The sequence below is a fragment of the Cupriavidus sp. WS genome (assembly GCF_000395345.1).
GTDB lineage: Bacteria > Pseudomonadota > Gammaproteobacteria > Burkholderiales > Burkholderiaceae > Cupriavidus > Cupriavidus basilensis_B.
The window spans coordinates 1-25,006 of the sequence record NZ_AQPL01000426.1 but is presented as its reverse complement, the minus strand read 5'-3'; the positions used below and the strand labels follow the sequence as shown (position 1 = coordinate 25,006).

23 protein-coding genes and 1 pseudogene are annotated in these 25,006 nt (G+C 66.0%); 20 read left to right on the top strand and 4 right to left on the bottom strand.

Translation table 11 applies throughout. From position 1 onward, the window contains the following. The 9 genes from kleA to kfrC form a co-directional block, all read left to right on the top strand. Positions 1-256 (top strand): stable inheritance protein KleA (gene kleA, locus K206_RS0129565; protein ID WP_231401706.1); only part of this gene is annotated, 256 nt, incomplete at its 5' end. A gap of 208 nt (positions 257-464) precedes the next feature. After that, positions 465-791 carry a KleE stable inheritance protein gene (kleE, locus tag K206_RS0129560; protein WP_011114065.1) on the top strand — a complete coding sequence of 109 codons (327 nt, stop codon included), beginning with the start codon at positions 465-467 and terminating at the stop codon, positions 789-791. 1 nt (position 792) lies between these two features. After that, positions 793-1,122 carry a DUF2761 domain-containing protein gene (locus tag K206_RS0129555; RefSeq protein ID WP_011114064.1) on the top strand — a complete coding sequence of 110 codons (330 nt, stop codon included), beginning with the start codon at positions 793-795 and terminating at the stop codon, positions 1,120-1,122. 106 nt (positions 1,123-1,228) lie between these two features. Further along, positions 1,229-1,537 carry a transcriptional regulator KorA gene (locus tag K206_RS0129550; RefSeq protein WP_011114062.1) on the top strand — a complete coding sequence of 103 codons (309 nt, stop codon included), beginning with the start codon at positions 1,229-1,231 and terminating at the stop codon, positions 1,535-1,537. Beyond that, complete coding sequence (locus K206_RS0129545; protein WP_011114061.1) at positions 1,534-2,298, top strand: ParA family protein; 765 nt, start codon at positions 1,534-1,536, stop codon at positions 2,296-2,298. The genes K206_RS0129550 and K206_RS0129545 overlap by 4 nt, the downstream gene beginning before the upstream one ends. Continuing rightward, positions 2,295-3,344 carry a ParB/RepB/Spo0J family partition protein gene (locus K206_RS0129540; protein WP_011114060.1) on the top strand — a complete coding sequence of 350 codons (1,050 nt, stop codon included), beginning with the start codon at positions 2,295-2,297 and terminating at the stop codon, positions 3,342-3,344. Before K206_RS0129545 ends, K206_RS0129540 begins: the two co-directional genes overlap by 4 nt. A 178-nt stretch (positions 3,345-3,522) precedes the next feature. Further along, positions 3,523-4,554, top strand: a complete 1,032-nt coding sequence (locus tag K206_RS0129535) for a DNA-binding protein (protein WP_011114059.1) — start codon at positions 3,523-3,525, stop codon at positions 4,552-4,554. Positions 4,555-4,724: 170 nt separating this feature from the next. Then, on the top strand, positions 4,725-5,072 hold the full coding sequence (gene kfrB, locus K206_RS0129530) for an IncP plasmid survival protein KfrB (protein ID WP_000664557.1): 348 nt from the start codon (positions 4,725-4,727) through the stop codon (positions 5,070-5,072). Positions 5,073-5,100: 28 nt separating this feature from the next. Then, positions 5,101-5,754 carry an IncP plasmid survival protein KfrC gene (gene kfrC / locus K206_RS0129525; RefSeq protein ID WP_000826922.1) on the top strand — a complete coding sequence of 218 codons (654 nt, stop codon included), beginning with the start codon at positions 5,101-5,103 and terminating at the stop codon, positions 5,752-5,754. Positions 5,755-5,956: 202 nt separating this feature from the next. Here the strand turns inward: kfrC and K206_RS0129520 are convergent, their stop codons facing one another. The 3 genes from K206_RS0129520 to K206_RS0129510 are packed head-to-tail and all read right to left on the bottom strand — an operon-like array spanning position 5,957 to position 7,520. Continuing rightward, positions 5,957-6,397 (bottom strand): conjugal transfer protein TraM, encoded by a 441-nt coding sequence (locus K206_RS0129520; protein ID WP_000718516.1) that lies wholly within the window; start codon positions 6,395-6,397, stop codon positions 5,957-5,959. Further along, positions 6,397-7,122 (bottom strand): ArsA-related P-loop ATPase, encoded by a 726-nt coding sequence (locus K206_RS0129515; RefSeq protein WP_011114058.1) that lies wholly within the window; start codon positions 7,120-7,122, stop codon positions 6,397-6,399. The genes K206_RS0129520 and K206_RS0129515 overlap by 1 nt, the downstream gene beginning before the upstream one ends. Next, a complete protein-coding gene (locus K206_RS0129510) occupies positions 7,122-7,520 on the bottom strand; it encodes a TraK family protein (RefSeq protein ID WP_001127128.1) in 399 nt (132 codons plus the stop codon). The genes K206_RS0129515 and K206_RS0129510 overlap by 1 nt, the downstream gene beginning before the upstream one ends. A gap of 373 nt (positions 7,521-7,893) precedes the next feature. Between K206_RS0129510 and traJ the strand changes: the two genes are divergently transcribed. The 11 genes and pseudogenes from traJ to K206_RS39655 form a co-directional block, all read left to right on the top strand. Next, entirely contained in the window at positions 7,894-8,268 is a 375-nt protein-coding gene (gene traJ / locus K206_RS0129505; RefSeq protein WP_000426567.1) for a conjugal transfer transcriptional regulator TraJ, read from the top strand. Between the two features lie 34 nt (positions 8,269-8,302). Next, positions 8,303-10,543 (top strand): TraI/MobA(P) family conjugative relaxase, encoded by a 2,241-nt coding sequence (traI, locus tag K206_RS0129500; RefSeq protein ID WP_011114057.1) that lies wholly within the window; start codon positions 8,303-8,305, stop codon positions 10,541-10,543. Further along, the gene (locus tag K206_RS0129495) at positions 10,540-12,453 is read left to right on the top strand and encodes a type IV secretory system conjugative DNA transfer family protein (RefSeq protein ID WP_000694765.1); all 1,914 of its coding nucleotides are present in this window, start codon (positions 10,540-10,542) and stop codon (positions 12,451-12,453) included. Before traI ends, K206_RS0129495 begins: the two co-directional genes overlap by 4 nt. Continuing rightward, on the top strand, positions 12,450-12,986 hold the full coding sequence (gene traF / locus K206_RS0129490; protein ID WP_006122512.1) for a conjugative transfer signal peptidase TraF: 537 nt from the start codon (positions 12,450-12,452) through the stop codon (positions 12,984-12,986). Before K206_RS0129495 ends, traF begins: the two co-directional genes overlap by 4 nt. Before the next feature lie 11 nt (positions 12,987-12,997). Then, the gene (locus tag K206_RS0129485; RefSeq protein WP_011114056.1) at positions 12,998-15,061 is read left to right on the top strand and encodes a DNA topoisomerase III; all 2,064 of its coding nucleotides are present in this window, start codon (positions 12,998-13,000) and stop codon (positions 15,059-15,061) included. Between the two features lie 21 nt (positions 15,062-15,082). Then, positions 15,083-15,472, top strand: coding sequence for a protein TraD (locus K206_RS0129480; protein ID WP_006122510.1), 390 nt, complete (start codon positions 15,083-15,085; stop codon positions 15,470-15,472). Between the two features lie 3 nt (positions 15,473-15,475). Then, positions 15,476-19,822, top strand: a complete 4,347-nt coding sequence (locus K206_RS0129475) for a zincin-like metallopeptidase domain-containing protein (RefSeq protein ID WP_011114055.1) — start codon at positions 15,476-15,478, stop codon at positions 19,820-19,822. Positions 19,823-20,375: 553 nt separating this feature from the next. Beyond that, entirely contained in the window at positions 20,376-22,058 is a 1,683-nt protein-coding gene (locus tag K206_RS0129470; RefSeq protein ID WP_029044233.1) for a DDE-type integrase/transposase/recombinase, read from the top strand. Between the two features lie 2 nt (positions 22,059-22,060). After that, positions 22,061-22,969 (top strand): TniB family NTP-binding protein, encoded by a 909-nt coding sequence (locus tag K206_RS0129465; protein ID WP_020205954.1) that lies wholly within the window; start codon positions 22,061-22,063, stop codon positions 22,967-22,969. Next, on the top strand, positions 22,966-24,183 hold the full coding sequence (locus tag K206_RS41985; RefSeq protein ID WP_069602319.1) for a TniQ family protein: 1,218 nt from the start codon (positions 22,966-22,968) through the stop codon (positions 24,181-24,183). Before K206_RS0129465 ends, K206_RS41985 begins: the two co-directional genes overlap by 4 nt. Before the next feature lie 89 nt (positions 24,184-24,272). Next, positions 24,273-24,512: pseudogene (locus K206_RS39655) on the top strand (recombinase family protein); the annotation flags it as partial. Positions 24,513-24,682: 170 nt separating this feature from the next. On the opposite strand, the gene K206_RS0129455 reads toward K206_RS39655, so the two are convergent. Further along, complete coding sequence (locus K206_RS0129455; protein WP_020205952.1) at positions 24,683-24,889, bottom strand: hypothetical protein; 207 nt, start codon at positions 24,887-24,889, stop codon at positions 24,683-24,685. Positions 24,890-25,006: the final 117 nt, after the last annotated feature.

The following is a 25,006-nucleotide window of genomic DNA, read 5'->3' as shown; positions in this document are numbered from 1 at the left end:
AACTACCGGAGAAAGTCCGATGAGCGACAACAAGATTATGCCCTGGATTGACGAGCTGGAGGGCGCGGCAGCGACCGACTTCCCGGCCCGCCGTGACGAGATCGCGGCCATGATGGCCGAGGCGGCCGAGCTGGTGTGCAAAGCCGAGGAACTGCGCGGCAAGGCGTACTTCGCCGGATGCTCCCTGGAGGGGCAGGCCAAGGGCCATTGGTCGATGGAAGCCGTCGAGCAGGCCAAGCGCCGGGCCGGCTGGTAAGAGCACATGGCCCGGTCGGCAACGGCCGGGCCTATCGAGGACGCCAAGAAGGAGTATTGCGTGAGCCGAGGCAAGATCAAGGGCGGCCCCAGGTGGAGGAACGCCCCGGAGTGATCCGGGGCGCTTGGCCTGGTGCTGGCACACCGTAACCATGCTTCCGAGTGGGAGCACCCAGCATTCAACACGTAAGCGCGTGGAGGGTCAAGCTATGTCCAACATCATCAAGTTCCCCAAGGAGATCGAGCAGCCCGCCGCGCCCGCGCCGGTGGAGCCTGCCGCCGCGTCTGCTGCCCCCAACAAGGCCCCCGGTGCTGGCCTGCTGGCCGGCCTGGTCAAGTTCGTATGGGTGGCGACCGTGCTGGTCTGGCCGATCCTCAAGTGGGTGCTGTCGATTGCCACCTTCTTCCAGTTCGTGCGGATGCTCTACCACTGGAACACGCCTGGCGTGTATGCCGGTTGGTCGTTCCTGGCGTACTTCGCGGTGCTGACCGCGATCACCTACTTCGTTTCGATCTACAAGCCGAAGGGGCTTTGACATGAAAAAACAGACCCTACCCTACCCGCCGGGATTCGTGGAGCCGAACACCGGCCGGGTGGCCGTCCTGGTGCGCGAGTACGCGGCCAGCGACTTGAACGGCGATGCGCCGGCCTATTGGTACAGCGCGCAATCCGAGGAATGGGGCCTTGACCCCTGGCGACTGGTGGAAGGCGTCGATCCGCACACCGCCGGCGGTCAGTTCGACGTGTGCTTTGCCAACGGTTCGAGCCGCACGGTCGGCCCGCTGATGACGTTCTTCATGAGTGCCGCTGACGCGGCCAGGTTGAACGCCAAGAAAGAAGATCACGCGCCCATTTTTAGCCGCTAAAACGCTTGACGCGGGCGGCGAGTTTAGCTAAACTTCTGCACATGGTCGGCGGCTGGCACCGCCTTTTGTTCAACAACCGGGTGTGGAGTTTATATGGGTGTTCTCCATGAAGAAACGGCTAACCGAAGCCCAATTCCAGGCGGCGATCAAGGGCCTGGAGATCGGGCAACAGACCATCGACATAGCGCGCGGCGTGCTGGTCGATGGAAGGCCCCAGGCCGAGTTTGTGGCCTCGCTGGGGCTGACCAAGGGGGCGGTATCGCAAGCGGTCAGCCGCGTGTGGGCAGTGGCGGGGGAAGTGCTCCCGCAGGGCTTCGAGCGGGTGACGGCGGTACTGCCGGAGCATCAAGCGTTCATCGTCAAGCGTTGGGAAGCCGACGCCAAGGGAAAGAGGAAACAGGAACCCAACTCATGAAAACACTGGTCACGGCAATTCAGAAAGGCGGTCAAGGCAAGACGTTCGCAACCTGCCACCTGGCGTTCGACTTCCAGGAGCGCGGCCTTCGGGTTGCAGTGATCGACCTGGACACCCAGGGCAATGCGAGCTGGACGCTGGCCGGCCACGACTCGGGCTATCCCGCCAGTCGCATGTTCACCGCCGGCGGCGACGAGCTGCGCGCCTGGTTCGCTGACCGGGAGGATGACGGCCTGGCGCTGATCGCGGCAGACGCCAACCTGGCGAACCTGGACAAGATGGAGCTTTCCCAGGCGGCCGCCGCGCTGCGGGCCAGTGTGGCCGCGCTGGGCGAGTTCTTCGACGTGTGCCTGATCGACACGGCCCCCTCCCTTGGCGTCGCCATGACGGCGGCCGTGCTGACGGCCGACTACATGCTGTCGCCCATCGAAATGGAGGCGTACAGCTTGCAGGGCATGAAGAAGATGGTCGCGGTCATCAGCAACCTGCGCAAGCAGAACCCCAAGCTGCGCTTCCTCGGCATGGTGCCGAACAAGGTGGACGCGCGGAAGCCGCGCCACGTCAACAACCTGGCGACGTTGCAGCAGGCATACCCGCAGCTCATCTTGCCGTTCAGCATCGGCGCGCGTGACAGCATCGCCGAGGCGCTGGGCGAGCAGATGCCGGTGTGGAAGATCAAGAAGACCGCCGCGCGGAAGGCCACCCAGGAGGTGCGTGCGCTGGCGGATTACGTGTTCACGAAGATGGAGATCGCGCAATGAGCGCCAAGACCAACGCCAAGAAGAAGGAGCAGGACAAGCCGCAATCGTCCGGGCTGGGCCTGGACGGGCTGGGCGACCTGGCCGGCCTGCTGAACGAGCAGCCGGCGGCCAACGCCGGCGGCGCAGGCCCGCAGGAGCTGCCGCTTGACCTGATCGACGAAGACCCGCACCAGCCGCGCACGGCCGACAACCCCGGCTTCTCGCCGGAGAGCATCGCGGAGATCGGCGAGACGATCAAAGCGCGCGGCGTGAAGTCGCCCATCAGCGTGCGCGAGAACCCGGACGCACCGGGGCGCTACCTCATCAACCACGGCGCGCGGCGCTATCGCGGCTCGAAGTGGGCGCACAAGACCACGATCCCGGCCTTCATCGACAACGACTACAACGAGGCCGACCAGGTTATCGAGAACCTGCAACGCAACGAGCTGACGGCGCGTGAGATCGCCGACTTCATCGGCCGCGAGCTGGCGAAGGGCAAGAAGAAGGGCGAGATCGCCAAGGAGATCGGCAAGTCGCCGGCCTTCGTCACGCAGCACGTCACGCTGCTGGACTTGCCCGAACCCATTGCCGAGGCGTTCAATAGCGGCCGGGGCAAGGACGTGACTGTCATCAACGAGCTGGTGACGGCCTACAAGAAGAACCCCGACGAGGTGGCCGCCTGGCTGGCCGACGACAGCCAGGAGCTGACGCGCGGCTCGGTGAAGCTGCTGCGCGAGTTCCTGGAGGACAAGCGCAGTCACGAGGACGGCGACCGTGATCCCAACACCGTCGATGCGCTGACCGGCAAGACCGACGCCGAGGCCGGCGACGGCGAGCAGGGGCCGCAGGATGATGACGCCAAGGGGAAGAAGGAGCCGAAGGAGGCCGACCCCGACAAGCTCAAGAAGGCCATCATCCAGGTCAAGCACGACGACCGGCCGGCACGGCTGATCCTCAACCGCCGGCCCCCGGCCGAGGGCTGGGCCTGGCTCAAATACGAGGATGACGGCCAGGAGTTCGAGGCCGACCTTGGCACCGTGCAGCTTGTCGCGCTGCTGGAGGGCTGACACGCCCAGCGCCGGGCATCGCCGACCACCGACCCCCACCCATCGCCCCGCCATCGAGCGGGGCTTTTTTTGCCCGCGTTTTAGCCGCTAAAAAAAGTTCAGCTAAACCGCTTGCGTAGTGTTGTATGTTGTAGTATGCTTCACGCTACAACATACAACCGGCCAAAGGAGGCCCGACATGGCGATCTCGAAGGAGCAGATATTTGCGGTGGCCGACGAACTGGACGCGGCCGGCCAGAACCCCACGCTGGCGAACGTGCGCAAGCAGCTCGGCAGCGGCAGCTTCACCACCATCAGCGAGGCGATGAACGAGTGGCGCGCACGCAAGGCCAGCCAGGCCGCCCCGATCCGCGAGCCGGCACCGCAGGCGATCACTGACAAGCTGGCCGAGCTGGGCGGCGACTTGTGGGCCGTGGCGCTGGAAATGGCGAACAACCGCCTGGCCGCCGAGCGCGAGGCGCTGGAGGCCGTGCGCCAGGAGACGGAAGCAGCGCGCCAGGAAGCCGCAGAGCTGGCCGACCAGCTCACCGGCGAGCTGGACGAGGCCAAGGCCCGCATCGCGGCCCTGGAGGCCGTCGAGGCGGCCGCCAAGGGCGAGGCCGACGAGCTGCGCGGCAAGCTCGCGGCGACCAGCGAGCGCGCGGCCACGGCCGAGGCCAGGGCCGGCGAGCTGCGCACGGAGCTGGATCACGCCCATCAGGAAGCCCGCCAGGCGCGCGCAGAGCGCGACAAGGCCCAGGAGAGGGCCACGGCCAGCGCCGACCAGGTGGAGGCCCTGCGGGCCGACCTCGCGGCCGCGAACAGCCGTACCGCCGAGATCGAGCGCCGCGCCGGCGAGCTGCGTGCCGACCTGGAGCGGGCGAACCAGGCGACCGACCAGGCGCGCGCCGCTCAGGCCGAGCAGCGGAAGGCCACCGAGGCGGCCGCCGCCGAGCGCGACCAGGTGCGCGCGGAGCTGGTGAAGGTGCAGGCCAAGGCCGAGGCGGCCGAGCAGGCCCACCAGGAGCAGCGCAAGGCGATGGCGGCCGAGGCACACCGCCAGGCCGAGCGGCTGACCGCCGCCCAGGGCGAGCGCGACCAGGCGAAGCGCGACGCTGCCCAGGCCCGCGAGGAAGCGGCCGGGCTTCGCGGCCGGCTGGAGGCCCTGGAAACCGTCATGGCGCAAGGCCGGGCGGCCGATCCGACCAGCGGCGGACGCAAAAAGACCTGATAAATCGGTTGGTTTTCCTTAAAATTACCCTGGAACCCTGACAAAACGCACAACCCGGCCGCTGGGAAGAGCCGGCCTCGCTTTGCCGAGGTCGGCTTTTTTGTTGGAGCGCGGCTTGCATGGGGCCACCATCACCCTTTTGAGAACTACGGCAACCATAGGAGTGCCCGATGAAAGAACGCCTCTTGGTCATGAACGGTCAACGCATCGTTCAGGCCGAAAAGGACGGCGCTTGGACGAATCAGAAAGTAGACAAGGCGGGCGCGTTGAAGCCCGGCATCTACAACCTGTACACGGCCCAAGCGGCCGACAAGAAGCAGACCCACGCCGGCGTGATCGTTCATGCCGACGCCACCAACGTGTACCAGCAGATCGGCAAGAACTTTGTCATGCACGCTCGGTCAGATTTCGATAAAGTACCTGAAATTGGGAGCGCAAAGAGCATCAGCTACAACGCCCAGGGCAAGGCGGCAGTCGCCGCAGAGGCCCCGAAACTGACGCGGGGGCGCTCCATGTAGCTTTAGCGGCTAAAAAGGAGGCACGCCCTTGAAACGACTCACCATCCCCGGCAGCGGCACCGAGAGCCGCGCCACCAAGCCGGCCCGCGTCAGCGCGCCGGCCACCCTCGGCGGTGCCGCCTTCGGCGCTTCGCGCGAGGACACCGGAGCCGACTTGCTGGAGGCCGCCCAGGCGGCCGAGATCGAGCAGCAGGCCACCCTAGAGGCGGCCCCGGTCGAGCAGTCCTACCCCGAAACCCTGGCGCTCTACGTGCAGGCCAAGCACGACCAGGTGGAGCACATCGAGGACAGGCTAGAAAACCTGATCGACCGGCAGCAGGCCCGTTTGCAGCAGACCCAGGCGTCCGCGCCTGGCCGGCTTTCCTTGCCCGGCTCTAAGCGAGCCTGGCAGAACCAGCAGGCGCAGCAGCAGGCCCGCTTGCAGACGCTTCACGCGCGCCTGGAGGCCGTCCGCGAGATCAAGGAAGGCATGGGCCTGCACTCGCCGAAGATCGAAGAGCTGGCGACGCGCAAGATGCGCGCCGAGAACCCCGAGCTGGCTTCCGATTGGGATGCCATGCGCGAGGCCGCCCGCCGGCATGAGCTGCTGATGCGCAAGCAGGAGCAGGAGCGCAAGCAATCCCAGGCCCAGGAGCGGCCAGGGAGATCGCAGTCCTTGGGCCTGTCAGCCAGGCCCGCATAAAAACGAAGCCCGGCGGTCGCCGGGCTTTTTTCTCGAGCATCGCCATTTCTGGCGAGGGAGGCCCGCCGAGGGCCTGGTGGAATCATCCTGCAGCATCGTCACAAGCGACGATGCCGGGAGCTGGCCAGCATCGCCGAACCTGGCGATGCCGCCGGCGCGGTCGACCATCGCCAGTTCTGACGATGAGATCCCGCATCGCCATCTACAGCGAGGCCCACAGGGCCAGGCCGGCGGCCACGACCGCCATGCCGGCCGCGACCATGTTCATCATGGCGACGCGCCGCGCCTCGCGGATCGGCGCGACGAGCTGCGCCGTCACCGCCTCAACCTCACGCCGCACGGCCTCGGCGGCCGCCTTCGCGCCCTCCTGCATTCCCCGCGTCATGGCGTCCTTGCTGGCCGCCAACGCCGCGTTGAGCGTCCTTTCCGCCTTTCCCTTGGCGTCATCACCCCATCGGTGGGCGATGGACTCCAGTTCCGACTTGAAGGCGTCCAAGATTTCCTGCTGGGCCGATGCGCTGTCCTGCATCAGCTTCATGTTGATGGTCTGGAGGATCAAGATCGGATCGTCGCGGCCCACGGCGATGCCGTGCTTGGCCGCGATCTCCCGTATCAGCTCCTCGATCTTGTCGTCGGCCGCCATCAGAGCACCGCCGCGTTTTCGAGCTGGGCGAAGAGCTGGGTTTTCACGATCTTGAGCCGCTGCCGCGTCATGATCGTGAGCGCCGAATCGGCCAGGGCCTCATCGAAGGTGCGCCGATCCTGGAGCATTTCGGCGAAGTCGCGGCCGTAGGTTTCCTCTTTCAGCGCCGGAATCTGGATGATGGCGGACACACGGCCCTTGTTGGTCGTGTACGCCTTCAACTGCTCGAACCCCTTGCCCTCGTGCTCGATTGGCCCCCAATACGGGTTCAGCCAGACCACGAACAGGCATTCGGCCGGGAACTGGCTGGCGAGCTGGGCGAAGCCGCTCACCGTGTCCACCAGGGCCTGGCCGCCGGTGACGACCGTATGCACCACGAGTTCGTGGCCCATGTCCTGGAGCAGCGCCGGCACCTGGTTGCTGATGAGGTAGTGCGACAGCGGCACGAACGAGCTGGCCCCGTTGTCGATGATGACGTCGCCCTCGGCCGACGCGATCATCTCGACCAGGGCGTCGAAATTCCGGGTGTTGATCTCGTCGCCGTCCATGATGTTGAGCCGGCGCACGTTGAGGGCTTTGTAGCCCTCGAACGTCGCGTTCACCGGATCGGTGTCGATGCAAAGCGGCTTCTGTCCCTTGCCGGCTTTGTACTGCGCGATGGTGGCCGCGATCATCGACTTGCCGACGCCGCCCTTGCCTTGCAGAACCATGTGAATTTTCGCCATTACAGTAAATCCTCTTTCTTTGGAGTCGCATCAAACGTGAAGCCGCCGATCTTGGGCGGCTCACTCTTGGATTCCGAGGCCGGCGGGGCGGCCTTCGGCTCGGGCTTCGCGCCCTTGGGCTGGCTGTCCGGGGGAGTGGCGGGAGGCGGCGGGGAAGCTACCGGCGCGGCCTTGATGTACCGCTTCACGTGCTGGGTGAAGGTTTCGTACCGACAGCGCAGCCGGCCGGTTTCCTTCATGTGCTCCCAGATCGTTTTCATCGCATAGCCCGCATCGAGCGCCGCTTGAACGTCGCTCTTGACGGCCAGGAACGCGACCACGTGCTTGTCCTGGCGCGGCTTCTTGGCTTCCCGTCCCTTCACCCATTCAGCCAGCTCTTCGGGGTAGGTCTTTGGCATCGTGTTCGTCCATCTAATCCTCTCATCGCAAATGTAACGCTACTAAGCGGCGCTACGGAAACGCAAAAAGTCCGCTATCGGCGTGCATTGGCACGCTTCGATAGCGGCATTATGGGCCATTGTGGCGGTTTTCGCTATATCCGTTGCTGCTTTTGCGGCCTGATAGCGCGATAGTTGCGGATAAATCGTAATGGCTGGTGTAGACTTTCCTTGGTGTTATTAACGCCGTAAGGCGGGCAGGATGTGTGAAGTTAGCTAACCGGCGAGCCGGTTATCTATCTTCACTGTCCCTTATTCGCGCCGGGGGCGCTCAACGGGTCATCCTGCTCTGCGAGGCAGCCGGCTACCGCCGGCATGAGAGACGAGGCGAGGCATGGAGAACGACGAAAAGGAACACGGCCGCCGGCGGCGGCAGCACCTGCGGGTGCCGGTGTTCCCCGAAGAGAAAGACGAGATCGAGGCGAACGCCAAGAGGGCGGGCGTCAGCGTGGCGCGCTATCTGCGCGACGTGGGCCAGGGCTACCAGATCAAGGGCGTCATGGACTACCAGCACGTGCGCGAGCTGGTGCGCGTCAACGGCGACCTTGGCCGCCTTGGCGGCCTGCTCAAGCTCTGGCTGACCGATGACGTGCGAACGCTCCAGTTCGGCGAGGCGACCATCCTGGCCCTGCTGGGCCGGATCGAGGCCACCCAGGACGAAATGAGCCGGATCATGAAGGCCGTGGTTCAGCCGAGGGCCGAGCCTTGACTTCTTTAGCGGCTAAAAAGCCGGAGGGGCGGCCATGATCGCCAAGCACGTGCCGATGCGCTCGCTTGGCAAGAGCGACTTCGCGGGCCTGGCGAACTACATCACCGACGCCCAAAGCAAAGACCACCGGCTGGGCCACGTGCAGGCGACGAACTGCGAAGCCGGTTCCATCCAGGACGCCATCACGGAGGTGCTGGCGACCCAGCACACGAACACCCGCGCGAAGGGCGACAAGACCTACCACCTGATCGTCAGCTTCCGGGCCGGCGAGCAGCCCAGCGCCGACACCTTGCGCGCGATTGAGGAACGCATCTGCGTCGGGCTGGGTTATGGCGAGCATCAGCGAATCAGTGCCGTCCACAACGACACCGACAACCTGCACATCCACATCGCCATCAACAAGATTCACCCGACGCGGCACACGATGCACGAGCCGTACTACCCGCACCGGGCGCTGGCGGAACTCTGCACGGCCCTGGAGCGCGACTACGGCCTGGAGCGCGACAACCACGAGCCGCGCAAGCGCGGCGCGGAGGGCCGGGCCGCCGACATGGAGCGGCATGCCGGCGTTGAAAGCCTGGTCGGCTGGATCAAGCGCGAGTGCCTGGACGAGATCAAGGGCGCGCAGTCCTGGCAGGAACTGCACCAGGTCATGCGGGACAACGGAATGGAGCTGCGCGTCCGCGCCAATGGCCTCGTGTTCGAGGCCGGCGACGGAACGATGGTGAAGGCGAGCACAGTAGCCCGCGACCTTTCCAAGCCGAGCCTGGAGGCGCGGCTTGGCCCGTTCGAGGCTTCGCCCGAACGGCAGGCGCAAACCACCGCGAAGCGGCAGTACCGCAAAGACCCCATCCGCCTTCGCGTCAACACCGTGGAGCTGTACGCGAAGTACAAGGCCGAGCAGCAGAGCTTGACCACGGCGCGCGCCCAGGCCCTGGAGCGCGCCCGGCATCGCAAGGATCGGCTGATCGAGGCGGCCAAGAGGTCGAACCGCCTGCGCCGCGCCACGATTAAGGTGGTCGGCGAGGGCCGCGCGAACAAGAAGCTGCTGTACGCCCAGGCGAGCAAGGCCCTGCGCAGCGAACTCCAGGCGATCAACAAGCAGTTCCAGCAGGAGCGCACGGCCCTCTACGCCGAGCACAGCCGGCGCACGTGGGCCGACTGGCTCAAGAAGGAGGCGCAGCACGGCGGCGCCGACGCCCTGGCCGCCCTGCGCGCCCGCGAGGCGGCCCAGGGCCTCAAGGGCAACACCATCCGGGGCGAGGGCCAGGCGAAGCCCGGCCACGCGCCGGCGGTGGACAACATCACGAAGAAGGGGACGATCATCTTCCGCGCCGGCATGAGCGCCGTGCGCGATGACGGTGACCGCCTGCAAGTCTCCCGCGAGGCCACGCGCGAAGGGCTGCAAGAAGCCCTGCGCCTGGCGATGCAACGCTACGGCAACCGCATCACCGTCAACGGCACGGTGGAGTTCAAGGCGCAGATGATCCGCGCCGCCGTCGATTCCCAGCTACCCATCACCTTCACCGATCCGGCTCTTGAGAGCCGGCGGCAGGCGCTTTTGAACAAGGAGAACACCCATGAGCGAACCGAAAGACCAGAGCATCGAGGACGAACTGGACGCGGCGCTGGCGGCCCTGGACAGCGGCCCGCTGCCGACCAGCACGCTACCGGAGCCGCAGCCGTCGCCCGAGCAGGCGACGGCCGGCCAGCCGCCGGCCGAGGCGACCGCGCCGACGCCGGCCTTCACGCCGCCACCGTCCACCGGAAGCCCGACGTTGGACGCCTTGGAAGAAAACCGCCGCCCCAAAGCCAGCACCGTTTGCGAGCACTGTCCGAACTCGGTGTGGTTCGCATCGCCGGCGGAAGTGAAGTGCTATTGCCGCGTGATGTTCCTCGTCACGTGGAGCAGCAAGGAACCCAACCAGATCACGCACTGCGACGGGGAATTTCTCGGCCAGGAACAGGAGTAGGCCAGACGCCGCCGGGCGTCGCCGCCGCCGACAAGTACATCGCCGAACGCGAGGCAAAGCGCCTAAAAGGTTTCGATATACCGAAGCATTCCCGATATACTGCCGGTGATGGTGCGCTCACGTTCCAGGGCACCAGGACTATCGAGGGCCAGGCGCTGGCCCTCTTGAAACGAGGTGATGAGGTCATGGTTATGCCCATCGACCAGGCCACGGCCCGGCGCTTGACGCGCATCGCGGTCGGCGATGCCGTCTCGATCACCGCGAAAGGCTCCATCAAAACGTCGAAAGGAAGGAGTAGATGAAGATCAAGATGAACAACGCGGTAGGGCCGCAAGTCCGAACCGCCAAACCGAAGCCGAGCAAGCTGCTGCCGGTGCTGGGCGCGGCCTCGATGGTCGGCGGCCTCCAGGCCGCGACGCAGTTCTTCGCCCACACGTTCGCCTATCACGCGACCCTCGGCCCCAACGTGGGCCACGTGTACGCGCCCTGGTCGATCCTGCACTGGACGTACAAGTGGTACAGCCAGTACCCGGACGAGATCATGAAGGCCGGCAGCATGGGGATGCTGGTTTCGACCGTGGGCCTGCTGGGCGTGGCCGTGGCGAAGGTCGTCACGTCCAACAGCTCGAAGGCGAACGAGTACCTGCACGGCTCGGCCCGCTGGGCCGAGAAGAAGGACATTCAGGCGGCCGGCCTGCTGCCACGCGAGCGCAACGTCCTGGAGATCGTCACCGGCAAGGCCGCACCCACGGCTACCGGCGTGTACGTGGGCGGCTGGCAGGACAAGGACGGCAATTTCTTCTACCTGCGGCACAGCGGCCCCGAGCACGTGCTGACCTACGCGCCCACGCGCTCGGGCAAGGGCGTCGGCCTGGTGGTGCCCACGCTGCTGTCGTGGGGCGCGAGCAGCGTCATCACCGACTTGAAGGGCGAGTTGTGGGCCTTGACCGCCGGCTGGCGGCAGAAGCACGCCAAGAACAAGGTGCTGCGCTTCGAGCCGGCCAGCACCTCGGGCGGCGTCTGCTGGAATCCGCTGGACGAAATCCGCCTCGGCACCGAATACGAGGTGGGTGACGTGCAGAACCTTGCCACGCTGATCGTTGACCCGGACGGCAAGGGCCTGGACTCGCACTGGCAGAAGACCGCCTTCGCGCTCCTGGTCGGCGTGATCCTGCACGCGCTGTACAAGGCCAAGGACGATGGCGGCACCGCCACGCTGCCGTCCGTCGATGCGATGCTGGCCGACCCGAACCGGGACATTGGCGAGCTTTGGATGGAAATGGCGACCTACGGGCACGTAGACGGCCAGAACCATCACGCCATCGGCTCGGCGGCCCGCGACATGATGGATCGGCCCGAGGAAGAAGCCGGATCGGTGCTGTCCACGGCCAAGTCGTACCTGGCCCTGTACCGCGACCCCGTGGTGGCCCGCAACGTCAGCCGGTCGGACTTCCGCATCAAGCAGTTGATGCACGAGGACGACCCGGTAAGCCTCTACATTGTCACCCAGCCCAACGATAAGGCCCGCCTGCGGCCGCTGGTGCGCGTCATGGTGAACATGATCGTGCGCCTGCTGGCCGACAAGATGGACTTCGAGGGCGGCCGGCCGGTGGCGCACTACAAGCACCGGCTCTTGATGATGCTGGACGAGTTCCCGAGCCTCGGGAAGCTGGAGATCATGCAAGAGTCGCTGGCCTTCGTGGCCGGCTACGGCATCAAGTGCTACCTCATCTGCCAGGACATTAACCAGCTCAAGAGCCGCGAGACGGGCTACGGCCACGACGAAAGCATCACGTCGAACTGCCACGTGCAGAACGCCTACCCGCCCAACCGCGTCGAGACGGCCGAACACCTGTCCCGCCTCACCGGGCAGACCACCGTGGTGAAGGAGCAGATCACGACCAGCGGCCGCCGCACGGCGGCGATGCTGGGCCAGGTGTCGCGCACTTACCAGGAAGTGCAGCGGCCCTTGCTGACGCCCGACGAATGCCTGCGCATGCCGGGGCCAAAGAAGAACGCCCAGGGCGAGATCGAAGAAGCCGGCGACATGGTGATCTACGTCGCGGGCTACCCGGCGATCTACGGCAAGCAACCCCTGTACTTCAAAGACCCAGTGTTCTCGGCACGCGCCGCGATCCCTGCGCCCAAGGTCAGCGACCGCCTGCGCGCCGTCGCACAGGCCGAGACGGAAGGGGAGGGCATCACGATATGAGCCGCATCCTGAAACGCATCGCGGCAGGCGTCGTCATCGCGGGCGTGGCCGCCCTGCTGCTGGCCGCCGGCGGCTATGCCGCCGGTGCCCGCGTGAACACCACCAAGAGCATTCCGGTCGGCCTGTACTGGACGAGCAGCGCGCCGGTGGAGAAGGGGGCCTACGTCCTCTTCTGCCCGCCGCAGCTCGGCGTGTTCGATGACGCCAAGGAGAGGGGCTACATCGGGGCCGGCTTCTGCCAGGGCGGCTACGGCTACATGATGAAGCGCGTTTTAGCCGCTAAAGACGATGCCGTCGCCGTCGCCGATGACGGCGTGCGCGTCAACGGCGAGCTGCTGCCCCTCAGCGCGCCGATCAAGGCCGACAAGGCCGGTCGGCCGCTGCCGCGCTATCAGTCCAACAGCTACACGCTCGGCAATTCCGAGGTGCTGCTTATGTCGGACGTGAGCGCCACATCCTTCGACGGCCGCTACTTCGGCCCGATCAATCGTTCGCAAATCAAGACCGTGATCCGTCCGGTCATCACCTGGTAGGGAGACACACCATGCGCCTTTTCATCGCAGAAAAGCCGTCCGTCGCCAAGGCCATCGCCGGCGAGCTGGGCGCGACCGGCAAGGGCGACGGCTTCATCGAGTGCGGCACCGACAAAGTGACCTGGTGCTTCGGGCACATGCTCGAACAGGCCGACCCCGACGAGTACACGCCCGATGACGTGCCGCGCGGCCAGTCCGGCAAGAAGGTCTGGCGCGTCGATGAGCTGCCCATCATCCCCGAGAGCTGGATTCTCAAGCCCAAGGACGACGCGAAGAAGCAGCTCGCCGTGATCGGCAAGCTGCTCAAGGAGGCCAAGGAGATCGTCAACGCCGGCGACCCCGACCGCGAAGGCCAGTTGCTGGTTGACGAAGTGCTGGAGCACTTCCGCAACAGCAAGCCGGTGCGCCGCTTTTGGGTGAGCGCGCAGGACTCCGTTTCCGTCAAGCGCGGCCTGGCCGCGTTGAAGGAGAACACCACCTATGCAGGCTGGGCCGACGCTGCACGCGGGCGGCAGCGCGCCGACTGGCTGATCGGCATGAACCTCAGCCGCGCGTACACGCTGCGCGCGCAGCGCGGCGGCTCGCGCGCCCTGCTGACCGTGGGCCGCGTGCAGACGCCGACGCTGGCCCTCGTGGTCGCCCGCGACCGCGAGATCGAGGCATTCAAGGCCGTGCCGTACCACACCATCCGGGCGGTGGTGCAGCACGCCGGCGGCAGCTTCGCCGCCGCATGGAAGGCGAAGGAGGATCAAGCCGGTCTGGACAGCGAAGGCCGCCTTGTCGATACCGCCGTCGCCGACGCCCTGGTGGCCGCCGTCAAGGGCCAGCCGGGCACCATCGCCGCGTACAAACAGGAGGCCAAGAAGCAGAACCAGCCGCTGGCCTTCGCCCTGTCCGACATTACGGCACTGGCCTCGGCCAAGTTCGGCTACAGCGCCGAGGACGTGCTGAACACCTGCCAGGCGCTCTACGAGACGCACAAGCTGACCTCGTACCCGCGCACCGACTGCGCCTACCTGCCGGAGTCGCAGCACGCCGACGCGCCGCGCGTGCTGGAGGCGATCAAGCACGTCAACCCCGAACTGGCCGGCCTGGTCGATGGTGCCGATCCGCGTATCAAGTCCAAGACGTGGGACGACTCGAAGATCACCGCGCACCACGGCATCGTGCCGACCATGCAGAAGGGCAGCAAGGCCGCCCTCAGCGAGCGCGAGCGCAACATCTACGACCTGATCGTGCGCGCCTACCTGGCGCAGTTCTACCCGCTGCACGAGTACATGCAGACCACCGTGGGCGTCGAGATCGCGGGCGAGAACTTCGCCGCGAGCGGCAAGGTAGTCACGCGCAACGGCTGGCGTGACGTGTACAGCCAGGCCGACGAGGAAGGCGAGAAGGACGAGGACGACGACAGCGGCACGCAGGCCCTGCCGTCGATGGCCCAGGGCGACGCCGTGACCTGCACGGACGCCACCCGCAAGGACGCCAAGACGAAGCCGCCAGCGCGCTTTACCGAGGGCACGCTGATCCGCGCGATGGAGAACATCCACAAGTTCGTCAGCGATGCCGAGCACAAGAAGATGCTGCGCGAGGGCGACGGCATCGGCACGTCGGCCACCCGTGCGTCGATCATTTCCGAGTTGAAGCGGCGCGAGTTCCTGGCCGTCAAAGGCAAGCAGATCATCAGCACGACCCTCGGCCGCAGCGTCATCGACGCGCTGCCCGAGGTTGTGAAAAGCCCGGTGCTGACCGCGCTCTACGAGCGGATGCTGAAAGGCGTCGAGCAGGGCACGGCCGCCCTGGACGCCTTCATCACGAAGCAAGAGACGTTCATCCGCGACCAGGTGGCGAAGGCCAACAGCGGAGCCGTGACCATCGCCGGCGGCAAGGAAGCCGCGCCGGTGTCATCCCTTCACAAGTGCATGGCCTGCGGCAGCGGCTTGTCGCGCCGGCCGAGCAAGAAGAAGGGGCAATTCTGGTGGGGTTGCAGCAACTTCCCCACATGCAAGCAGACCTACCCCGACCTCAAGGGTCGGCCCGACTACAGCAAGGGCCGCAACGGCCCGGCATCCGAATGACCACAGCGAAGGAGATCGACCATGAACGAGCAAACCACCACCAACACCGCCGCCCACGACGAGCCGCTGGCCGTCCTGCCGCCGGTTGACGACGACGCCGCCGGCCGCGAGGCCGTGCGCGAGAAGATGGCCGACGCGCTGACGCCCGGCTTCCAGGTCGAGTTCGACCCCGACGAAGCCGAGCGCGTGGGCGCGTTCGTGGAGGACGCGCTGTCCGAGCAGGACGCCGCCGCGAGCGGCGACGACCTGGTGGAAGTCGATGGCGCGCTGGAGCCGGCATTCCTGGACGACGAAGGCCCGAGCGCCGACATCCCGCCGTTCATCACCACCACGAACGCCCGCGAGCTGTACGACCTGCGGCCCGGCGAGACGGTTGCCCAGGCCGCCGCGCGCAAGGCGTCGGAGGGCTGACCCATGCCGATCACGAAAGCCGAGGCGCAAGGGGTGACGCGGGCTTTCGTCCGCGACTACCCCGGCGCGCTGGAGCTGGCCTACAAGTTCCGCGAGGACGCGGCCGAGCTGTACGGGCCGCGAGCGGCCGAGGTGCCGGCCGACATGAAGGGCGGCTACGTGCCCAAGGAGACGCTGCACGCCGGCCGCGCCTACCGTGGCCGCGTGGACGTGCCCTTGCAGAACGTCGAGAGCGCCGGCGACCTACTGATGACGCTGCGGCACGAGGTGCTAGGCCACTACGGGGCCAACACCTTCGCGCCGGGCGAGAAGCGCGCCTTGCTGGACGGCCTGGCGGCCGCCCGCAACGAACCCACCCTCAAGCCGCTATGGGATGACGTGAACCGGCGCTATGCCGGCCAGTCCCTGGACGTGCGCGCCGAGGAAGTGTTTGCCCTGCACTGCGAGGGCATCGAGCCGAGCCAGCACCAGGTCGCCGACCAGGTGCAGCAGCGCGGCCAACAGTCATTCACGGAAACCTGCATCGCCCGCGTGCGGCCCATGCAGGCCGACGACCTGCACAACATCGTGTGCATGGTCGCCCAGGGCCTGCGCGACCGTTCCCGGACACAGCAGAACTTCCCTCAGTTCAACGAGCTATTCCGAAGGGACGAGAACATGGAGCCGAAGAAGCCGTTTCACGAAGTCGTGGCCGAAAAGCTGATCGAGCAGCTCAAGGCCGGCACCGCACCGTGGCAAAAGCCGTGGGAGCCGGGCGAACCCAACGCCTACCTGCCGATGAACCCGACCACCGGCAAGCGGTACAAAGGGATCAACGCCATCCACCTGATGGCCCAGGGCCGCAGCGATGCGCGCTGGATGACCTACAAGCAGGCCGCCGCCGTGGGCGCGCAGGTTCGCAAGGGCGAGAAAGGCACGCCGGTTCAATACTGGAAGTTCAGCGAAGAGCAAGACAAGCTGGACGACAGCGGCCGGCCCGTCCTCGATGCGAAGGGCCAGCCGGTCAAGGAAACCGTCATGCTGGAGCGGCCGCGCGTGTTCTTTGCGACCGTGTTCAACGGCGAGCAGATCGACGGCCTGCCGCCGCTCCAGCCGAAGAAGGAACAGACTTGGAACGCCGTCGAGCGCGCCGAGCACATCCTGAAAGCCTCGGGCGCGACGATCACCCACGCCGCCGGTGATCGGGCGTTCTACCGCCCTTCGACCGACAGCATCACCCTGCCGGAGCGCGGCCAGTTCCCCAGCTCCGACCGCTACTACGCGACCGCGCTGCACGAGCTGGGCCACTGGACGGGCCACGCTTCGCGCCTTGACCGCGACCTGGCGCACCCGTTCGGGAGCGAGGGGTACGCCAAGGAAGAGCTGCGCGCCGAAATCGCTTCCATGATCGTCGGCGACGAGCTGGGCATCGGCCACGATCCGGGCCAGCACGCCGCCTATGTGGGTTCGTGGATCAAGGCGCTGCAAGACGAGCCGCTGGAGGTGTTCCGCGCGGCCGCCGATGCCGAGAAGATTCACGACTACGTGCTGGCCTTCGAGCAGAAGCAGGTTCAGGAGCAAGACCAGCAGCAGAGCCAGGCCCAGGACGAAGCCGTGGCCCAGGCCCTGGCCGTGGACATTGCCGAAGTCCTGGACAACCCGGACGTGTCTTTCAGCCACTACCAGGCATTCCAGGGCGACACCCTGGAAGACGCCTTGCGCAGCCGTGGCCTCGAAACCGTGGGCAGCATCACCGGCACCGATCCCGAGCAGTTCTACGCGGTCGCGCATGACCGGCTGTCGCCGGTGTTCGGCATCGACCCGAGCCACACCGACACCGACAACGCCTACCTGGAGCGCAAGGGCTTGGCGCAAGAGTTCGCCAACATGGCCGAACAGCTCCACCTCGCGCAGCAGCTCCAGCAGCACGGCGAACAGATCGTGTCGAGCATCGACGCCGAAGCCAGGTGGAGCGACGGCCAGCGCATCTTTGCGTTCCACGACCAGGACGGTGAACCCCACCAGGTTCGCAGCCTGGACGAGCTGAACAACTACGCGCCCGACCAGTTGATGGCCCTGCCGGCGCTGACCCAGCAGCAAGCGGCCGTCGCAGACCAGGAGGCGAACATGACCCCACCGACCAACGACCAGGCGGCCGCCCTGCTGGCCGCCCATCCTGCCGACGCGGTGCAGGGCATCGAGCAGGCCGCCGCCGCGCGCCGGCAGCTCGCCGCCGGCGAGATCGACGGCCAGGCGTTCGCCGACGCGACCCGTCAACACCTTGGCGTTGAGCTGCCGCCCGACTGGAGCGGAGAGCTGCGCATCGTCGGCGTGGCCGAGCAGGACGGCCAGACCGTCGATGCCGCCCAGGCCGGCATCGAGCCGCAGGCGTTCCAGGTCTACGCGCGCAAGGCCGATGCGCAGTTCGGCGAGGACGCCTTTGCCTTCGTCGCCGGCACCCGCACCGAGGGCCAGGCCGAGGCTCTGACCGAGCGCCTGCACCTGGTCGATGCGCTGGGCACCGACAACCAGCACGAGCGCGCCGCCAAGCTGGCCCGCGTGCAGGAAGAGCGTGTACGGCGCGACCCCAACGCGACCGAAGAGGACATTTCAGCCGCTAAAGAGGCACGCAAGACCGCCGAGGCGTCGGCCATGCTCAACGACAGCGACGCGCAGCGCCGCGCGGCCGAGCTGGAGCGCCAGGAACGCGAGCGGCAGCAGGCGCAGCCGCAGGCCGAGAAGCCCGAACGGCAGTACATCAACGTGCCGTACAAGGAGAAGGACGAGGCCAAGAGCCTCGGGGCGCGTTGGGATCGGCAGCAACAGTCCTGGTACGTGCCGCCGGGCACCGATGCCGCTCCCTTCGCCAAATGGGCGCAGGGAGCCGCTACAGCGGCCGTAGAGCCGCGTTCGGCCCAGCCGGCACCCGAAGCCCAGGGCGAGGCGCAGAAGCCCGCGCAGCAGGCCCAGCAGGCCCGCCAGTACCTGGCCGTGCCCTACGAGCAGCGCAACGCGGCCAAGGCCGCCGGCGCGCTTTGGGACAAGGCCGCGAAGTCCTGGTATGTCGGCCCGCGCGCCGACGCGGCGAAGCTCGAACGCTGGAAGCCCGAGAACGTGCAGGCCCAGCAAGGGCCAGCGATGACGCCAAGGGAAGAGTTCGCCGAGGCCATGCGCAGCGCCGGCCTGTTCACCGGCAGCAACGCCCAGGGCGATCACCCGATCATGGATGGCAAGCGGCACCGCGTGCCGGTCGAGGGCGGCAAGAAGGGCGCGCTCGATGGCTTCTACGTGGGCCACCTGGACGGGCACCCGGCCGGGCGGATCATCAACAACAAGACCGGCACGGACATTACCTGGAAGAGCAAGGGCTACGCCTTGAGCGACCAGGAGAAGGCCAAGCTCCAGGCCGAGGCGGCCGAGAAGCTGGCACAGCGAGCCGTCGAGCAGGACAAGGCCCAGGAGGCCACCGCGCAGCGCGTCGGTCGGCAGATGGCCGACCTCGTGCCCATCGAGCAGCCGACGCCCTACCTGCAAGCCAAAGGCATCCAGGCGCAGGCCGGCGTGATGACCGACCGCGAAGGCCAGAAGACCTACATCCCGGCCTTCGACGCAGAGGGCAAGCAATGGACGATGCAATACATCCAGGAGGACGGCACTAAGCGGTTCGCCAAGGACTCGAAGAAGGAAGGATGCTTCCACCCGGTCGGCGGCATGGACGCCCTGGCGGCCGCGCCGGCGCTGGTGATCTCGGAGGGCTACGCCACGGCGGCCCAGGTGGCCGAGGCCGTGGGCCACGCCACGGTCGCCGCCTTCGACAGCGGCAACCTTGAGGCCGTGGCGAAGGCGCTGCACGCCAAGTTCCCGGACAAGCCGATCATCATCGCCGGCGACGACGACCGGCACCTGGTCATGACCCACGGCAACAACCCCGGCCGGGAGAAGGCCGAGGCGGCCGCCCAGGCCGTGGGCGGCAAGGCGATCTTCCCGATCTTCGCGCCGGCCGAGAACACCTACCCGCGCGACTTGCCCGCCATCACGCCCGACAGCTTCAAGACCCACCTGCGCGCCGAGCAGCGCCTTGCCGACGCCGCCGCCGGCAAGGTCGAGCTGGCCGGCGACGAGGCGGCCAAGCTCAAGGCGTCGATGTTGAGCGGCGCGCAGATCGCGGCGCTGTCCACGATGAAGCAGCACACCGACTTCAACGACTTGGCGCACAAGAGCGAGCTGGGCATCGAGGGCGTGAAGCGGCAGATCGGCGCGGCCATCAGCCAGGTGCAGCGCGACGAGCAGCAGCACCAGGAGCAGAAGCACGTCGAGAAAAAGCAACAGCAGATCGAGCAGCGCCCACGGCGGGCCGCTCGCATCGGATAAGTCGAAAAATCCGGCTAAAGTGGCCGAGCTGCACATCAGGCCGCGCGGTTTTCCTCCCTGATCGCCGGCGCGGTTTCTTCCTCCCTGAACCGCATGCAGACTTGCCGCCTCGGACACCCCGAGGCGGTTTTTTTTCGCCTCGCTCGAGCATCGCCGCATCCGACGATGCCGAGACGACCAGGCCGCGCACGTCGAGCTGCAGCATCGCCATTGCCGACGATGGCACCAGGTCGCCGGCGGTGGCCACCGACCTCGAGCTCGCATCGCCACATCCGACGATGCGCGCCGGCGTCGACCATCGCCAGGTCTGACGATGGCGGCCGCCCTGCCCTGGATCTCGCATCGCCATTTCTGGCGATGAGATCCACGGAGCGGCCATTTAGACCCGCCAATAACGACCCGGCCAAGATAATGTTATTTTCAGAAGACGACTGCACCAGTTGATTGGGCGTAACGGCTATTGTGCAGCCCGCTCCTGAAAGCCCAATATCAGAAGTCATCTGCACCAGTCTCGACTATGCTCAATACTCGTGTGCACCAAAGCGAGGTGAGTATGGCGACCGACACCCCACGGATTCCCGAGCAAGGCGTGGCCACTCTGCCTGATGAGGTATGGGAGCGTGCGCGCCGTCGTGCGGAGATCATTGGCCCGTTGGCGCAGTCGGAGACGGTCGGGCACGAAGCGGCCGATATGGCGGCTCAGGCGTTGGGCTTGTCTCGGCGACAGGTGTACGTCCTGATCCGACGTGCCCGGCAAGGCAGCGGCCTCGTGACTGACCTGGTGCCCGGCCATTCCGGCGGCGGCAAAGGCAAGGGGCGCTTGCCGGAATCGGTCGAGTGCATCATCCGCGAGCTGCTGCAAAAGCGGTTCCTGACCAAGCAGAAGCGCAGCTTGGCAGCGTTTCACCGCGAGGTGGCGCGGGCGTGCAAGGCGCAGAACCTGCGGGTGCCGACGCGCAACACCGTGGCACTGAGGATCGTCGGCCTCGATCCGCTCAAAACCACGCGCCGCCGGGAAGGGCAAGATGCCGCCCGTGACCTGCAAGGTGCCGGCGGTGTACCGCCTGCCCTGACAGTACCGCTGGAGCAGGTGCAAATTGACCACACGGTGATAGACCTGATCGTGGTTGATGAGCGCGACCGGCAACCGATTGGCCGCCCGTACCTGACCGTCGCCATCGACGTGTTCACCCGCTGCGTGCTCGGCATGGTCGTCACGCTGGAAGCCCCGTCAGCCGTCTCAGTCGGCCTGTGCCTAGCGCATGTCGCCTGTGACAAGCGTCCCTGGCTGGAAGGGCTGAATGTGGAAATGGACTGGCCGATGAGCGGCAAGCCCAGGCAGCTTTATCTGGACAATGCAGCCGAGTTCAAGAGTGAAGCGCTACGCCGTGGCTGCGAGCAGCATGGCATCCGGCTAGACTATCGCCCGCTCGGGCAGCCGCACTACGGCGGCATCGTAGAACGGATCATCGGCACGGCGATGCAGATGATCCACGACGAACTGCCGGGAACGACCTTCTCCAACCCTGACCAGCGCGGGGAATACGCCTCCGAGAAGATGGCCACCCTGACACTGCGCGAGCTGGAGCGCTGGCTCGCCTTGGCGGTCGGCACCTATCACGGCTCTGTGCACAACGGCCTGCTCCAACCGCCGGCCGCGCGCTGGGCCGAAGCTATCGCGCGGACCGGCGTGCCAACCGTCATCACTCGCGCCACGGCTTTTCTGGTCGATTTTCTGCCCATCATCCGCCGCACGCTGACCCGCACCGGCTTCGTCATCGACCACATCCACTACTACGCCGATGCGCTCAAGCCGTGGATAGCTCGGCGCGACCGCTCGCCTGCGTTCCTGATCCGGCGAGACCCACGCGACATCAGCCGCATATGGGTGCTGGAACCAGAGGGGCAGCACTACCTGGAAATTCCCTACCGTACCTTGTCGCACCCGGCTGTCACCCTCTGGGAACAACGGCAGGCGCTGATGAAATTGCGGCAGCAAGGGCGCGAACAGGTGGATGAGTCGGCGTTGTTCCGCATGATCGACCAGATGCGCAAAATCGTGACCACCGCGCAGAAGACCACGCGCAAGGCGCGGCGCGACGCAGATCGACGCCAGCATCTCAAGGCAACGGCACCGCCTGTCAAAGCCACGCCACCACCGGACGCTGACATGGATGACCAGCAGGCGGACAACCAGCCGCCGGCCAAACCGTTCGACCAGATTGAGGAGTGGTAGCCGTGGAAGAATATCCCATCATCGACCTGTCCCACCTGCTGCCGGCGGCCCAGGGCTTGGCACGTCTCCCGGCGGACGAACGCATCCATCGCCTTCGCGCCGACCGCTGGATCGGCTATCCGCGAGCAATCGAGGCGCTGAACCGGCTGGAAGCCCTGTATGCGTGGCCAAACAAACAACGCATGCCCAACCTGCTGTTGATTGGCCCAACCAACAACGGCAAGTCGATGATCGTCGAGAAATTCCGGCGCACGCATCTGGCCAGCGCCGATGCCGACCAGGAGCACATCCCGGTGCTGGTCGTGCAGATGCCGTCCGAGCCGTCTGTGATCCGCTTCTACGTCGCGCTGCTCGCGGCGATGGGTGCGCCATTGCGACCGCGCCCACGACTGCCGGAAATGGAGCAACTGGCGCTGGCACTGCTGCGCAAGGTCGGCGTGCGCATTTTGGTGATCGACGAGTTGCACAACGTCCTGGCTGGTAACAGCGTCAACCGCCGGGAATTCCTCAATCTGCTGCGCTTCCTCGGCAACGAACTGCGCATCCCACTGGTCGGGGTTGGCACGCGCGACGCCTATCTGGCCATCCGCTCGGATGACCAGTTGGAAAACCGCTTCGAGCCGATGATGCTGCCGCTGTGGGAGGCCAACGACGATTGCTGCTCACTGCTGGCCAGCTTCGCCGCTTCGCTTCCTCTGCGGCGACCCTCGTCGATTGCCACGCTGGACATGGCCCGCTACCTGCTCACACGCAGCGAGGGCACCATAGGCGAACTGGCGCACTTGCTGATGGCAGCGGCCATCGTCGCCGTGGAGAGCTGCGAGGAAGCGATCAACCATCGCACGCTCAGCATGGCCGATTACACCGGTCCCAGCGAGCGGCGGCGGCAATTCGAGCGGGAACTGATGTGAAGCCAGCGCCACGCTGGCCACTGCATCCGGCTCCCAGGGAAGGCGAAGCCTTGTCTTCGTGGCTCAACCGCGTGGCCCTTTGCTATCACATGGAGGTGTCCGAGCTGCTGGAGCACGATCTTGGTCACGGTCAGGTTGATGACCTGGACACCGCGCCACCACTGGCGCTGCTGGAGATGCTCTCCCTGCGGAGCGGCATCGAGCCGGATCGGCTGCGTTGCATGAGTTTCGCCGGCTGGGTGCCTTGGCTACTGGACAGTCTTGATGATCAGATTCCAGATGCATTGGAAACCTATGCGTTCCAGCTCTCGGTGCTGCTGCCGAAACTCCGCCGTAGGACGCGATCCATCACGAGCTGGCGTGCCTGGCTGCCCAGCCAGCCGATACATCGCGCCTGTCCGCTCTGTCTGAACGACCCGGCAAACCAAGCCGTATTGCTTGCATGGAAGCTGCCCTTGATGCTGAGCTGCCCGCTGCATGGCTGCTGGCTGGAATCCTATTGGGGCGTGCCTGGGCGGTTTCTCGGCTGGGAGAACGCCGACACTGCGCCGCGCACCGCCAGCGACCCGATTGCAGTGATGGACCGGCGTACCTGGCAGGCACTGACGACCGGCCATGTGGAGCTGCCGCGCCGACGCATCCACGCTGGATTGTGGTTTCGGCTGCTACGCACGCTGCTCGATGAGCTGAACACCCCGCTTTCGGCGTGCGGAACCTACGCGGGGTATCTCCGCCAAGTCTGGCAAGGCTGCGGGCATCCGCTGCGTGCTGGGCAAAGTCTGTGGCGACCGTATGAAACCCTGAACCCGGCAGTACGGTTGCAGATGCTGGAGGCAGCGGCAGCGGCAATCAGCTTGATTGAGGTGAGGGATATAAGCCCGCCAGGCGAGCATGCAAAGCTGTTCTGGTCCGAGCCCCAAACCGGGTTCACCAGTGGTCTGCCGGCGAAAGCGCCGAAGCCCGAACCCGTCAATCACTGGCAACGGGCGGTCCAAGCTATCAGTGAGGCGATCATTGAAGCGCGGCACAACCCCGAGACGGCGCGCTCGCTGTTCGCCTTGGCTTCCTATGGTCGGCGCGACCCAGCTTCCCTGGAACAGTTGCGAGCCACCTTTGCAAAGGAAGGCATCCCCCCGGAATTTCTGTCACATTACGAGCCTGATGGACCCTTTGCATGTCTTAGACAGAATGACGGGTTAAGTGACAAATTTTGACGGCCAGAATTTTCCGGCGCACACTGTCACATAATCGAACGTATATGTGACAGGGGCAACATGCTAATTGGCTACATGCGGGTATCGAAGTGCTAATTGGCTACATGCGGGTATCGAAGGCGGACGGCTCCCAGGCCACCGACTTGCAGCGCGACGCGCTGATCGCTGCCGATGTCGATCCGGCGCATCTCTACGAAGACCAGGCATCGGGCAAGCGCGAGGACCGACCCGGCTTGGTGAGTTGCCTGAAGGCGCTGCGAGAGGGGGATACGCTGGTCGTGTGGAAACTGGACCGGCTCGGGCGTGACCTACGCCACCTGATCAACACCGATACACAGTATTTTGCAGACTTCTCCTCAGCCGTGTGAACGCTGGTCAGGAACCGCCTCTATTCGCCGGTGAGGTGGCGGTTTTGATGCGCGGCGGGTTCAGCTGAGCAGCGCCTGCTGGTCTGGCCTGGCTTTGATCGGGGTGTACTCTCGGCGGTTATTCGCACCGGTTACTCGCGCGACGGCTGACCGACCAGTCCCATGTACTGGTCGGCAAACGAGAAGCGCGCGCCGACGCGGTTGCCGTAGTAGAGGTCGTGGTGCCAGAGCGTGAGCGTGGTGCCGCCGTCGTACTCCGCCTGCTGCGGCTCCCACGGTTGGCCGCAGAAATTCAGTGCGCTGAAGCGCATCGGGGCCAGCGCCGGCTGGCCGGCCATGAAGGTGGCTTCGTAGGCGCGGGTCGCTAATGCACCATGGACTTCAGGCGTGAAGCTTTCGCGGCCCCCACTAATCGATCGAACGAGCCAACTAAGAGCTTATCCGTAAATAGTTAG

Coding starts and splice junctions, on each gene's coding strand:
- kleE (WP_011114065.1), top strand. CDS start 465: ATGTCCAACATCATCAAGTTCCCCAAGGAGATCGAGCAGCCCGCCGCG.
- K206_RS0129555 (WP_011114064.1), top strand. CDS start 793: ATGAAAAAACAGACCCTACCCTACCCGCCGGGATTCGTGGAGCCGAAC.
- K206_RS0129550 (WP_011114062.1), top strand. CDS start 1,229: ATGAAGAAACGGCTAACCGAAGCCCAATTCCAGGCGGCGATCAAGGGC.
- K206_RS0129545 (WP_011114061.1), top strand. CDS start 1,534: ATGAAAACACTGGTCACGGCAATTCAGAAAGGCGGTCAAGGCAAGACG.
- K206_RS0129540 (WP_011114060.1), top strand. CDS start 2,295: ATGAGCGCCAAGACCAACGCCAAGAAGAAGGAGCAGGACAAGCCGCAA.
- K206_RS0129535 (WP_011114059.1), top strand. CDS start 3,523: ATGGCGATCTCGAAGGAGCAGATATTTGCGGTGGCCGACGAACTGGAC.
- kfrB (WP_000664557.1), top strand. CDS start 4,725: ATGAAAGAACGCCTCTTGGTCATGAACGGTCAACGCATCGTTCAGGCC.
- K206_RS0129520 (WP_000718516.1), bottom strand. CDS start 6,397: ATGGCGGCCGACGACAAGATCGAGGAGCTGATACGGGAGATCGCGGCC.
- K206_RS0129515 (WP_011114058.1), bottom strand. CDS start 7,122: ATGGCGAAAATTCACATGGTTCTGCAAGGCAAGGGCGGCGTCGGCAAG.
- K206_RS0129510 (WP_001127128.1), bottom strand. CDS start 7,520: ATGCCAAAGACCTACCCCGAAGAGCTGGCTGAATGGGTGAAGGGACGG.
- traJ (WP_000426567.1), top strand. CDS start 7,894: ATGGAGAACGACGAAAAGGAACACGGCCGCCGGCGGCGGCAGCACCTG.
- traI (WP_011114057.1), top strand. CDS start 8,303: ATGATCGCCAAGCACGTGCCGATGCGCTCGCTTGGCAAGAGCGACTTC.
- K206_RS0129495 (WP_000694765.1), top strand. CDS start 10,540: ATGAAGATCAAGATGAACAACGCGGTAGGGCCGCAAGTCCGAACCGCC.
- traF (WP_006122512.1), top strand. CDS start 12,450: ATGAGCCGCATCCTGAAACGCATCGCGGCAGGCGTCGTCATCGCGGGC.
- K206_RS0129485 (WP_011114056.1), top strand. CDS start 12,998: ATGCGCCTTTTCATCGCAGAAAAGCCGTCCGTCGCCAAGGCCATCGCC.
- K206_RS0129480 (WP_006122510.1), top strand. CDS start 15,083: ATGAACGAGCAAACCACCACCAACACCGCCGCCCACGACGAGCCGCTG.
- K206_RS0129475 (WP_011114055.1), top strand. CDS start 15,476: ATGCCGATCACGAAAGCCGAGGCGCAAGGGGTGACGCGGGCTTTCGTC.
- K206_RS0129470 (WP_029044233.1), top strand. CDS start 20,376: ATGGCGACCGACACCCCACGGATTCCCGAGCAAGGCGTGGCCACTCTG.
- K206_RS0129455 (WP_020205952.1), bottom strand. CDS start 24,889: ATGGCCGGCCAGCCGGCGCTGGCCCCGATGCGCTTCAGCGCACTGAAT.